Source organism: Limnohabitans sp. (genome assembly GCF_044361645.1).
In the GTDB taxonomy this organism is placed as follows: domain Bacteria; phylum Pseudomonadota; class Gammaproteobacteria; order Burkholderiales; family Burkholderiaceae_C; genus Limnohabitans_A.
In genome coordinates this window covers 19,399-31,964 of the sequence record NZ_JBIKIL010000032.1, presented here as the reverse complement: position 1 = coordinate 31,964, position 12,566 = coordinate 19,399, and the positions used below count along the sequence as shown (strand labels likewise).

General features: G+C 60.8%; 9 protein-coding genes. 1 reads left to right on the top strand and 8 read right to left on the bottom strand.

Going from position 1 to position 12,566, the window contains the following annotated elements; genetic code table 11:
* The 3 genes from ACIQ39_RS07020 to ACIQ39_RS07010 form a co-directional block, all read right to left on the bottom strand.
* A partial coding sequence (locus ACIQ39_RS07020) for an AMP-binding protein (protein ID WP_396433899.1) occupies positions 1-1,583 on the bottom strand: 1,583 nt, incomplete at its 3' end.
* A gap of 85 nt (positions 1,584-1,668) precedes the next feature.
* Positions 1,669-2,043: a hypothetical protein gene (locus ACIQ39_RS07015; protein ID WP_396433898.1), complete on the bottom strand. Its 375-nt coding sequence runs from the start codon at positions 2,041-2,043 to the stop codon at positions 1,669-1,671.
* 6 nt (positions 2,044-2,049) lie between these two features.
* Positions 2,050-2,646 carry a cob(I)yrinic acid a,c-diamide adenosyltransferase gene (locus ACIQ39_RS07010; protein WP_396433897.1) on the bottom strand — a complete coding sequence of 199 codons (597 nt, stop codon included), beginning with the start codon at positions 2,644-2,646 and terminating at the stop codon, positions 2,050-2,052.
* Between the two features lie 1,121 nt (positions 2,647-3,767).
* Here ACIQ39_RS07010 and ACIQ39_RS07005 point away from each other — a divergent pair.
* Entirely contained in the window at positions 3,768-5,195 is a 1,428-nt protein-coding gene (locus ACIQ39_RS07005) for an FAD-binding oxidoreductase (RefSeq protein WP_396433896.1), read from the top strand.
* A 42-nt stretch (positions 5,196-5,237) separates the two neighbouring features.
* Here ACIQ39_RS07005 and ACIQ39_RS07000 read toward each other — a convergent pair whose 3' ends face one another.
* From ACIQ39_RS07000 to ACIQ39_RS06980, 5 genes are all read right to left on the bottom strand, one after another.
* Positions 5,238-6,887 carry an amidase family protein gene (locus ACIQ39_RS07000; RefSeq protein ID WP_396433895.1) on the bottom strand — a complete coding sequence of 550 codons (1,650 nt, stop codon included), beginning with the start codon at positions 6,885-6,887 and terminating at the stop codon, positions 5,238-5,240.
* 101 nt (positions 6,888-6,988) lie between these two features.
* Positions 6,989-7,681, bottom strand: a complete 693-nt coding sequence (locus ACIQ39_RS06995) for a response regulator transcription factor (RefSeq protein WP_396433894.1) — start codon at positions 7,679-7,681, stop codon at positions 6,989-6,991.
* A gap of 173 nt (positions 7,682-7,854) precedes the next feature.
* Complete coding sequence (locus ACIQ39_RS06990) at positions 7,855-9,030, bottom strand: benzoate/H(+) symporter BenE family transporter (protein WP_396433893.1); 1,176 nt, start codon at positions 9,028-9,030, stop codon at positions 7,855-7,857.
* A complete protein-coding gene (locus tag ACIQ39_RS06985; protein ID WP_396433892.1) occupies positions 9,027-10,781 on the bottom strand; it encodes an ATP-binding protein in 1,755 nt (584 codons plus the stop codon). The genes ACIQ39_RS06990 and ACIQ39_RS06985 overlap by 4 nt, the downstream gene beginning before the upstream one ends.
* Entirely contained in the window at positions 10,778-12,505 is a 1,728-nt protein-coding gene (locus tag ACIQ39_RS06980) for an ATP-binding protein (RefSeq protein WP_396433891.1), read from the bottom strand. The genes ACIQ39_RS06985 and ACIQ39_RS06980 overlap by 4 nt, the downstream gene beginning before the upstream one ends.
* Between the last annotated feature and the right edge of the window lie 61 nt (positions 12,506-12,566).

The window sequence follows — 12,566 nt, the reverse complement described above, 5'->3', positions numbered from 1 at the left end:
AAGTGGTCCATGGATTGCCGCGCTTCGCTCGCAATGACGGTGAAAGGGGTCGCCATGGCGGCCGGGGGGCTTGCATTGGCGGTGGGGGGGCTTGCGTTGGCGGTGGGGAGGTTCGCAATGGCGGTAGAAATGTCCTGGCTCAACGCCCCGTCATCAGCAGGCGCGAAGTGGTCCATGGATTGCCGCGCTTCGCTCGCAATGACGGTGGAAGGGGTCGCCACGGCGGCCGGGGGGCTTGCGTTGGCGGTCATGGGGCTGGCCATGGCAGCGGGGCTTGGCGCGGCGTGTCGAATTTTTCGGAACTGCGCTGTGCCCCAGCTTTGCGTTTCGGCCGACAGGGGCGAGCCGGTGGTGCCCAAGGCGCGCACGCGCGACAAATCGCCGCAGCGCGAGAGCTCGACCCCGGCTTTTTGGCAATTGGCAAAGTAAGCCGCGCCCGCACCGAAGAAGGTGACCTTTTCTTCTGCCGCCATGCGCCACAAAAGGCCCCAGTCGGGCCGCTCTTTGCTGCCGCCGGGGTTGCCGTCATAAATCACGCAGGTCACGCCATTGAGCAGGCCAGCCACCTGGGCGTTCCACATCACCCAGCCGGTGGAGCTGTACCAGTGAAAGCGCTCGCCCCAGCTGTTGGGCTGGTAGCTGCAGCCAATGTCGTTGTGCAAAATTTTGTTGGCCAAGGCCACAATCACGGTGCCGCCATGGCCGTGCACGATGGGTTTGGGCAGGCCGGTGGTGCCACTGGAGTAAACAATCCACAACGGGTGGTCAAAAGCCAACCACATCGGCTCAAAAGCCTGCACCTGGGCATCGTCGCGCGCCGTGACCATCGACATTTGCGCGCTGGCCCCCACGTCGCAGTTGGTCAAATCCAAGGTGCCCAGGTTCTCGTGGATGATGACGTGCTGCACGCTGGGCAACGCGTCGCGCAACTCTTGCACCACCCCCATGCGGTCAAAGTCGCGCCCGCCGTAACTCACGCCGTCCACCGCGATCAACACCTTGGGCTCGATCTGCTTGAAGCGGTCGAGCACGGCGTGGGTGCCCATGTCGGGCGCGCAAATGCTCCACACACCGCCCACGCTGGCAGTGGCCAAAAACGCCACCATGGCCTCGGGGATGTTGGGCAAGTACGCCGCCACACGGTCGCCCGGTTGCACACCTTGGGCTTGCAGGTGCAGCGCCATGGCGGCGACTTGGCGGCGCAACTCGGGCCAGCTCATCTCGCGGCGCAGGCCTTTTTCGTTGTGGCTGATGACGGCCAAAAACCCGGCCGCATGCGCCGCGGGCACATGGCGCAGCACTTGCTGCGCGTAATTGGTTTGGGCCCCGGGAAACCATTGGGCACACGGCATGACGTTGCCCGCCAGCACCGCGCTGTGCGCCGTGGGCGACTGCAGGTCAAAGTAATCCCAGATGCTTTGCCAGAAAGCGTCCAGCTCGGTCACAGACCAACGCCAAAGGTCGTTGTAGGTGTCAAAACTCAAGCCCCGTTGCTCGCGCAGCCAGTTTTGGTAAAGGCGAATTTGCGGCAAATAGGGCGCTGGGGCGGCAGCGTCAGAAATGGCGTGGGTGGCAATGGTCATGTGGGCAGGTTAGCAGCGGCCTGCCCCCCATGTCACGCGCAACAACCCTGAAAGCTGCACCTTGGTGACAGGGCCAGCAACGGCCTTAGCCGGGGGCGTTTTCGCAGCGACCCTGGCCTGTGGCATGGCCGCGAAAGTCGCTTTGCCATTGGCGCGTGCGCAGGTCAATCTGGATGCGTTCGTTGTCAAGGGCCGTCATCACACCGTCGGGCAGCAGCGAAAAACCGTGCGGCTCCACGCCATCGATGCGCAAACGCCGAACGGCTTTGTGGTCCCAGTCGATGCGCACCTCGCGCACCCAGGTGCTGCGCTGCGGCAAGTAGGCCACCGCGCAGCTCAAGACCACTGAAGACGGTGCGGCCGCAGCTGGGCTGAGCGCCGCCAAACCCAGGCACAGGCCCAGACCCAGGCCAAGCAACGCGCCCCCCGCTCCCAAAATTTGGCCTTGCCGCTCAGACATGGCGCCTTAAGACGCTGGCGTGGCCGTGGCGTCCGGTGAGGCCGGCGCGTCAGGGCTCATGCGCTGGCTTTTCCAGTACACGTCGTCGCCGCCGTTCAGGCGATTGAGCACACGGGCCAGCACAAACATCAGGTCAGACAGGCGGTTCAGGTACTGGCGCGGGGTTTCATTGATGGCTTCTTCGTTGCCCAAGGCCACACAGGCACGTTCGGCGCGGCGGGCTACGGTGCGGCACACATGCGCTTGCGCCGCGCCGCGTGTGCCCGCGGGCAAGATGAATTCTGCCAATTTGGGCAGTTGGACGTTGTGCGCGTCCAAGGCGGCATCGAGCGCGGCCACAGCCTCTTCCTTGAGCAGCTCAAACCCGGGAATGGACAACTCGCCGCCCAGGTTGAACAGCTGGTGCTGCACCTCGACCAGAACCTCGCGCACATCGGTGGGCATGTCTTCGCACAGCAGCAGCCCGATGTGGGAGTTCAGCTCGTCCACCTCGCCCATGGCGTGCACGCGCAAACTGTTTTTGGACACGCGCTGGTTGTTGCCCAGGCCCGTGGTGCCGTTGTCGCCGGTGCGGGTAGCGATTTGAGTGAGTCGGTTGCCCATGAAAAAAGTCCTCGTTTTTGAATGCTGCTGCGTGCGCGGTCCGCTTGAGCGGGCCGCCCAAATGGGCCACCCAGTTGTTTTGCAAATGCCCCCTGTAGGAGCGGCCTTCGGCCGCGATGGTGAGCCCGGCTCATGCTTTCGCGGTCAGAGACCGCTCCTACAAAGAAAGGCAATTGTCAGCGATGTCACCCTGGCTTGTCTGAAAGCGGACAGCATGGCCCCAGTGGTTTTGCACATGCCCCCTATAGGAGCGGCCTCCGGCCGCGATGGTGAGCCCGGCTCATGCTTTCGCGGTCGGAGACCGCTCCTACGAAGAAAGGCAATTGTCAGCCATGTCCACCTGGCTTGTCTGACAGCGGACTGCATGGCCCCAGTGGTTTTGCAAATGCCCCCTGTAGGAGCGGCCTCCGGCCGCGATGGTGAGCCCGGCTCATGCTTTCGCGGTCAGCGACCGCTCCTACAAAGAAAGGCAATTGTCAGCCATATCCCCTGGCTTGTCTGACAGCGGGCTGCATGGCCCCAGTGGTTTTGCACATGCCCCCTGTAGGAGCGGCCTCCGGCCGCGATGGTGAGCCCAGCTCATGCTTTCGCAATGCCTCCTGTAGGAGCGGCCTCTGGCCGCGATGGTGAGCCCAGCTCGTGCTTTCGCAAATGCCCCCTGTAGGAGCGGCCTCTGGCCGCGATGGTGAGCCCAGCTCGTGCTTTCGCAAATGCCCCCTGTAGGAGCGGTCTCCGACCGCGATGGTGAGCCCGGCTCATGCTTTCGCGGTCGGAGACCGCTCCTACGAAGAACGGCAATTGTCAGCGATGTCACCTGGCTTGTCTGACAGCGGACAGCATGGCCCCAGTGGTTTCGCAAATGCGCCCTGTTGGAGAGGCCTTCGGCCGCGATGGTGAACCCAGCTCATGCTTTCGCAATGCCCCCTGTAGGAGCGGTCTCCGACCGCGATGGTGAGCCCGGCTCGTGCTTTCGCGGTCGGAGACCGCTCCTACAAAGAAAGGCAATTGTCAGCCATGTCCACCTGGCTTGTCTGACAGCGGACAGCATCGCCCCTGTTTGCAGCGTAAACTGCCGTTTAGTTTGTTTGGCGGGTTTGCCTCGCCACCACTGGAGACAGCCCATGAACGCCCCCACCCCTGCCGCCCACCTGGCCCCCGAAGTCGCGCAACGTGCTGTGCCCGATGCCTTCTTGGTGGCCCTGAAAGCCCGCTTTGGCAGCAACTGTTCGACCGCGCTGGTGGTCCGCGAACAGCATGGACGCGATGAGTCGGCCTTCACCCATGTGCCGCCACCCGCTGCCGTGGTGTTCGCCGAGAACACCCAGGATGTGGCCGACGCGGTCAAGCTGTGCGCCGAACACCAAGTGCCGGTGATCCCGTTTGGCGTGGGCTCGTCATTAGAGGGCCATTTGCTGGCGGTGCAAGGCGGCATCAGCATCGACCTGACGCGCATGAACCGGGTGCTGACCATCAACGCCGAAGACCTCACCGTCACGGTGCAGCCGGGCGTGACGCGCAAACAGCTGAACGAAGAGATCAAGTCCACCGGCTTGTTCTTCCCGATCGACCCGGGCGCAGATGCCACGATTGGCGGCATGAGCGCCACGCGCGCCAGCGGCACGAACGCCGTGCGCTACGGCACCATGCGCGAGAACGTGCTGGCCCTGGAAGTGGTCACCTCCTCGGGTGAGCTCATCCGCACCGGCACCCGCGCCAAGAAGTCAAGCGCCGGTTATGACCTGACCCGCCTGATGGTGGGCAGCGAAGGCACGCTGGGCGTGATCACCGAAGTCACCGTGCGCCTGTACCCCTTGCCCGAGGCCATCTCAGCCGCCATTTGCTCCTTCCCCAGCATCGAAGCGGCGGTGCGCAGCGTGATCCAAATCATTCAGTTGGGCGTGCCGATTGCCCGCGTGGAATTGCTCGACCACAACAGCCTGCGCATGGTCAACGCCTACGCCAAGCTGGGTTTGCGCGAAGAGCCCATGCTGTTGATGGAGTTTCACGGCTCGCCAGCGGGCGTGAAAGAACAGGCCGAAACGGTGCAAGACATTGCCAGCGAATTTGGCGGCAATTCATTTGAATGGGCCACCACCCCCGAAGAGCGCACGCGCCTGTGGACCGCGCGGCACAACGCCTACTTTGCAGCCATCCAGAGCAAGCCCGGCTGCCGCGCCATCAGCACCGACACCTGCGTGCCCATCAGCCGCTTGGCCGATTGCCTGCTCGACTCCATCACCGAAACCGATGCCAGCGGCATTCCGTACTTTTTGGTCGGCCATGTGGGCGACGGCAATTTCCACTTTGGCTATTTGATCGACCCAAACAACCCTCAAGAATGCGAAACCGCCGAGGCCTTGAACCAGCAACTGGTCAACCGCGCCCTGCGTTTAGGGGGCACTTGCACCGGCGAGCACGGCATCGGTCTGCACAAGATGGACTTTTTGCGCACCGAAACCGGCGAAGGTGCGGTCGACATGATGCGCACCATCAAGCGGGCGCTGGACCCGCACAACATCATGAATCCGGGGAAGATTTTTTCAATGTGACGTGAGCAAGGCCTTTTGAGAGGCCTTGCACTTGGTCAAGCATCACACAGCAGGTGCTTGGATTGAACCCCATACCGCTTCGATACCCATGCCAATGGCCAACAAATTGGCGTCTGAGCCCAGTGGGCCGTCGATTTCCATGCCCACAGGCAAGCCGCCAGCAGTCAAACCTGCAGGGATCGACAGGCTGGGAAGGCCGGCGTTGGTGCACGGGTCGGTGTTGCGGATGCAAGTGCCAAAGGTGTCTTTGTCCTTTTGCTCCACACCACCGACGGTGTAGCTGAGGGTATGAGAACCTTTGACCGGGTCGATCTTGGGCGCGGCCAAGAGGGTCGTTGGAAACAACACGCACTCCACGCCTGATACAGCAAAGTAGTCTGTGTAGAGTTTTTGCAGTGTTTCACGCCCACCACCGGCACCCATGATGCCAACATATGCAGTATGGAAAGTGGCTTCGTTGAACGGAGATCCGCTTACGTCATCGTTGAAGGCGCTAAATGCCCCAGCTACATCAGGACTGGCGACCAGATCCCTGATTTCTTTGACTGTGCGGGCTGGCGCGTTGTCTACGCTCGCAAAGTATGCCGGAATCGCGTGGATGGGTTCATGCAATGCAATTGGGAACGAGATATTGCCGTTGAGCGTCATGATGTCAGCCAAGTCGGCTGTGCTGGACTCCACAAAAACAACGCCAGCATCTGCCAGTTTTTTCTTGGCAGCTTCAGCCACTGGTTTGACGCTGTCATCCAGACCTGCCCAGAAGGCAGAGGGAAGACCGATTTTCAGACCTTTGAGCCCTTTAGCTGTTGGCACAGTGCCGCCAGTGATGACTGCGTCGAGCAAGGCAATATCAGCAACAGTGCGGGCCATGGGGCCGACGGTGTCGCGTGTGGTGCTGATCGGCAGCACGTCAGTGACAGCGTCTGGATAACGGCGACCATTGCCTGCGCCATTGCCCACTGAGGGACGAAAGCCTGCAATGCCGCAGAACGACGCGGGCACGCGTGTCGAGCCACCGGTGTCAGTGCCCAAGCCTGCTGGTGCAAAGCGTGCGGAAACAGCTACGGCTGTACCGCCCGATGAACCACCAGGGATGCGACTGTTATCGTAGGGGTTTTTGCAGGGACGTGCTGCTGCGCCAGACTGGTCGGTGCCCAGGGTGAAGTTGGTGCTGGTGATGCCAAACGCCCACTCGTGCAGGTTGGATTTACCCAACACAATCGCGCCTGCGTCAATGAGTTTTTGCAAGGATGGCGCATTCTTTTTAGGTTGATGGTTGCGCAATGCAGGCGTCCCGGCTGTTGTCTTCATGTCTTTGGTGTTGATGTTGTCCTTGACCACAATCGGCAAACCGGCCAAAGCGCCCAATGGTGTGCCAGCGGTTTTGGCTGCATCAACGGCTTTGGCTGCTTTCAATGCCTCTGCTTCGTTCAAAAAGATCATGCCGTTCAGTCCGCTGGCAGCTTTGGCGCGGGCGATCATGGCGGCCATGTAAGTCTCAGCCTTGAGCGTGCCGTTTTTGATGTTTGCAACCACTTGGGTGGCTGTCAAGGCCAGCAAAGGGTCTTCAGGGATGGCATTGGAATCGCCACCGCAAGCTGTCAAGCCTGCGCCAACGCCGCCCAACATGGCAGCCGCCGAAACAGCGCCCGTGCTTTTGAAAAAATGTCGACGTGATGCATTGGGGTTCATGAAGGTCTCCTTGGATATTGAAACGCCCGAATGGACGTTCTTTTCATGCTACGTAGACCCTCTGCGTTCAACCATCCTGCAGAGTCAGGAGGCAGAGGCCATCAGACTCTCAACTTGTGCACCAGTGCCGCGCGGTTGCTGACGCCTACTTTGCGAAACGCATTTTCCAAATGTGTGCGCACAGTGGTGCTTGATATCTGCAAGTTCCGCGCGATTTCCTTGTCCGTCAAGCCCAGCATCACCAAGCGTGCCGCATCTTGCTCACGGGGCGTCAGGCGCTGTGACAAGGTGTTAAGTAACACTTCATTGCGCTGGTTCGGTCTTTGTGCCCGGGCCAATGCCGTCACGAAAGCCGGCTGCAGCATGTCCAGCAAACGCAGTTCATCGAGTGAGAAGTTTTCGCGTCGCTTGTCGCGCCAGATGCGCATGTCTCCCAGGTTCTGCCCCTGGTGCCAGGCGTACAGGTTCACACCCCAATACAGACCATCCTTGTTCAAGAAGTCATTGAAGAACTCTGTTTTTTGGAGGTCCTCATGGGCCATGACATCGGTCGCACGCACAGCCACCTGGAAACGCTGCATCAGAGGCGTGATCGGGTCGTGAAACTGGTAATAGCTTTCATAGGCCCGAAGGTTGATGGGGTCCATGTTGATCTGGGTGGGCTGTGCAAAGCTCAAAGAGCCCGGCTGCCAGACGTAACTGGCATAAAACTGTGCGCCCAACAATTGCATGACCAAGTCACCCATGATTTCACGGATTTCCAATTCTTCATGCGGTTCGGCCAGCGTTTGCATGATCTGGCTCAGCAAAGTTGTTTGTTTTCCACTGAGGTACACGACCCACCTTCTCGCCTGTTTTCCTTCATGGATTAAATATCTATCCTAACAACCCCCCAACCGGGTTTGCCCCATCCTGAACTTCAAGGATGTCCCGATGGCCATGAGCCTGAATGGATGGGTTAGCTGTTTCAGTTTGACGCACTTGGGCGCCGCGTCCACCACCACTGCGCCAAACCGCCGACCACCACGCCCCAAAAAGCCGAGCCAACGCCCATCAGTGCCACGCCTGACAGGGTCACCAAAAATGTGAGCAGCGCAGCTTCGCGGTGCTGCTCGTCTTTGACGGCCACCGCCAAGCCCGAGGCCATGGTGCCCAGCAAAGCCAGACCGGCCAGCGCCAACACCAGCGCCTGCGGGAACGCCGCCATCAGGCTGACGATGGTGCCGCCTGCCAAACCCAAAGCGATGTACAACACGCCCGCGGCCACCGCAGCGGTGTAGCGGCGGCTGGGGTCGGGGTGGGCTTCTTTGCCCATGCAGATCGCCGCCGTGATCGCCGCCAAATTGAGTGCATAGCCACCAAAGGGGGCCAACACCAAGCTGGCCAAGCCGGTCGCCCCCACCACGGGCGAGACCGGCGTGTCATAGCCCGAAGCGCGCTGCGCCGCCACACCCGGCAGGTTTTGCGAGGCCATGGTCACCACAAACAGGGGCAAGGCCACGCTGACCATGGCCGCCCCACTCCAAACAGGACTGACCCACACGGGCACGGCCCAAGTCCAGGCCACGCTGGCCAAATGCAACTGGCCTTGCAGCGCCGCCACCGCCATGCCCACCAACAACACCACGGGCACAGACCAGCGCGGCCACCAGCGTCGGCCCAACACATAGCTCAGGGTCATGGCCAGCACCAACACCGGCGCGTGTGCCACGGCCCCCACAGCGTCTAAAGCAAAACGCGCCAACACCCCGGCCAACAAGGCGCTGGCCAAGGCCAGGGGAATTTTGGCCATCAGGCGTTCGAACCAGCCGCTGTAGCCAACCAGCATGATGAGCAGGGCGCACACGATGAAAGCACCCGTCGCCTCTGGCAAGCTCACGCCCTGGCTCACGGCCAAGACCGCCGCACCCGGGGTGGACCAGGCCGTCAGCACCGGCTGCCGGTACCACAGGCTCAAGCCCAGACTGCTCACACCCATGCCAATGCCCAGAGCCCACATCCAAGACACCGTTTGCGCGGGCGTCGCCCCCAAGGCTTGCGCGGCCGCAAACACAATCGCCGCCGAACTGGTGAAGCCCACCAACACGGCGACAAAACCCGCCACGCCCGTGGACACTGAAAAATCGCGCCAAACGCTGCTCATGTGCGTTGCAACAACCACTGCTCCACCCGCAGGCACAGCCATTCAGGCTCAAAGGGCTTGAGCATGACGTCGCTCAAACCCGCCGCCTTAAAGCGCACCAAGTCCACGGGGTTGACGTTGGCCGTGAGCCCGATGACGGGCAGGTGGCAAGCCGGCGCGGGCCACTCTTGGCGCAGTTTTTGGGTTGCCACGATGCCATCCATGACGGGCATGACCATGTCCATCAAGACCAGGTCAAAGGCTTGCTGCTGCAAAGCGTTGAGTGCTTCTAGCCCGTTGCCCACCTCCACCGTTTGGCAATGCGGCCAGGCATTTTTCAGCACCTGTTGCACCAACAGGCGGTTCACCGGGTGATCGTCGGCGATCAAGAAGCGCCAAGGCATCTGGGCGGTTTGCAGCTTGGCCGCAGCCGCGCCTTTTTTGAGCGGTGCAGATTCGGCCTTCAACGGCAATTGCAGCCAAAAGCGCGAGCCTTTGCCGGGCTCGCTTTCAAACCCGATCTCACCGCCCAAAAGCTGCGCCAAGCGGCGTGAAATCGCCAAGCCCAAGCCATTGCCACCGTACAAAGCCTGGGTGTCGTCTTCCGCTTGGCTGAAGCGGTTGAACACCTGCGCTTGGCGCTCGGGCGCAATGCCAATGCCCGTGTCTTTCACCGAAAACAGCACACCCGGGTTTTGCCATTGCACGCGCAGGGTGACCGCGCCTTGGTGGGTGAACTTCAGGGCATTGCCTAAAAAGTTGACCAAGACCTGCATCAAGCGGTGCCGGTCGCTGCAAACCCAAACGGGCAGATCGTCGTCCAGCGCCATGTGGTAGTCGATGTCCATGCTTTTGACCCGAGGCCAAAAAAGCTCGAACGCATGGGTGACCGTTTGCCGCAGTTCAAACCGCTCTTGCTGGACCACCAACTCGCCCGCTTCCAACTGCGAGTAATCCAGGATGTCGTTGATCACCGTCATCAGGTGGTCGGCCGACTGTTGGGTGTGGTTGAGCACTTTGCGGGCATTGGGGTGGCCCTCCAAGCGCGACAGCAGCAAGGCATTGAAGCCCAAAATGGCATTCATAGGCGTTCTGAGCTCATGGCTCACGGTGGCCACAAAATGCTCGCGCATGAGCAGCGCGTGTTCCAGTTCTTTCTTTTTGAGCTCCAGTGCCGCCTGGTCGCGCATGCCTTGCGCCAAGGCGCTTTGGTACATGCGCGCATACAGCAAAGGCACGATGACCAACACCCCCGTGGCGGCAGTGGCCGTGACCCAAGACGAAAAAGCATGCTCTGAACCCAAGGCCAAGGCGGGCCATATTTCAAGCCCCGTGAGCGCCGCAATCAGCGCCTGCAAAAACAAAGCGATGCACAGCCAGACCGAGCCCGCTTTGCGGCCCAACACATAAAAAGGCGTGAGCGGCAGCACCATCAACCACGTCATGCGTGGCGAAAAGCTGCCACCGGCCACCCAGATGGCATACAGCAACAACACGGCCGCAGCAGCGCTGCCCAAATGCACTGCCCATGCCAGCGACAAACCGCCATGCACCAACAACAGCAACAGAACCAAAAAAGCCGCGAACGACAAAAACATCGGCGTGGCATAGGGGTAAGGGCTGATGACCGCGTACACCAACAACAGGGCGATCATCAAGCTCACAAAAAAGAACATGTAGGGCAGCTTGCCCTCTTGAAAGGAGCTGGGCAAAAGGGTGCCGAGGCGGCGCATCAGCGCTGCCACGGGCCTGAAGCGGGCACTCTCGCTCATGCGGCGGCCCTCTTGGCAGATTGCACCTGGGTGCTCACGCTGTGCACCAGCGCCGCCATGTCCATGGGTTTGCTCAGCACATCGCACATGCCCGCGTCCAAGCAGCGTTGGCGGTCCACCGGGTTGGTGTTGGCGGTCAAGGCGATGATGGGCATGTGCGCCGCTTGGTGCGCAAAGCGCTGGCGAATCGCTTGCGTCAACTGCATGCCGTCCATCTCGGGCATGACCATGTCCACCAGCGCCACGTCGAACACCGATTCGGCCAATAAATTCAGCGCCGCTGCCGCACTGTCGGCCGTGACCACCTGCGCCTGGGGCCAGCATTTTTCCAGCTGCAAACGGGCCACCATGAGGTTGATGGCGTTGTCATCGACCACCAAAATCCGCAGCCCTTGCTGCACCGCATGGGCGGGCACCAGCACCGGCTCAGGGTCGGCGTGCACAGCCGCCTGCAAAGGCGTGTGAAACCAAAATTGCGCGCCCTGGCCCTCTTGGCTTTTTACCCCGATCTGCCCGCCTTGCAGGTGCACCAGTTTTTCGCAAATCGACAAACCCAGACCCGTGCCGCCATAGGTTCGGGTGGTCTGCACATCGGCATGCTCAAAGCGCCGAAAAATGTGCGCCTGCCTTTGTGGCGCTATGCCGCAGCCACTGTCCGACACCTCCCAGCGCAAACGCTCGCCTTGGGCGGTGATGCGCAAACTGACTTCGCCGCGTTCGGTGAATTTGATGGCGTTGCCCAGCAAGTTGCGCAAAATTTGCAACAAGCGCTGGCGGTCGGCATGCACGCGACGCGGCAAGGCGGGGTCAATCTGCGCGCTCAGGCCCAAGCCTTTTTCGGTCGCCTTGGCGCGCTGGGCGGTCAAAGCCTCTTCGGCCAGTGCTGCCAAATCAAAGTCCACCGGGTACAGCGGCATCTTGCCCGCCTGCAGTTGCGAAAAGTCCAAAATGTCGTTGACCACTTGCAGCAAATGGTCGGTGGAGCGACGAATGTGGTCCACCACAGCCACGTGTTCGGGCTGGCCTGCCAACTCTTCGCGCAGCAAGCCATTGAAGCCCAGGATGGCGTTCATGGGCGTGCGCAGCTCATGGCCCACGGCGGCCACAAAATTGTCCTTGTGGGCTTGCGTTTGCAGCAGCGCCTGGTGGGTGGCCTTGATCTCTTGGTTGCGCTGCTGCAGTTGTTGCAGTTGCTGGTCGTGCAGGTGGTCGTGCAAACGAATACCCAACATCAGGTTGGCCATGGCCAAGACTTGGTTCATCCAAGCCCAAGGCAAGACCTTCGTGTGGCTCAGGTTTTGGCTGTTCACCCAAGCCAAGCTCATGCCCACATACAAAGCCGAAATGGTGGTCAATACGATGGCGATCCAAAACATGGCCGCCCGAGGGCCGATCAACAAAAGCACCGGCAAAGCCACCACATTGAGCCACACCACAGCGGTGGAGTTGACGCCCCCTGTTTGAATGGCGATGTAAGTGACCAGCGATAAATTGACCAAGGTGGACACATGCACCACTGGCACGTACCAGCGCGGATGCCAGGCCAAAGGGATCATCGCCAAAACCAAGATGCTTGCCACCAGGTTCGCGTTGGGGTCGTAATAACCCGGGTGCACGACATAAAACGACAAGGAGGTCAGGCCCGCCGCCACCAAGTAAAAAACCAAAATGTTGGGGCGGGTGAACAAACCGTCGCGGTCTGGCAAAGCGCCTGCGCGCCACAAGGCGGCAAGCTTCGAAAAAAGCGATGGCAATTGCAGCGGTCTCATCTTCGCGGGCGTTTAT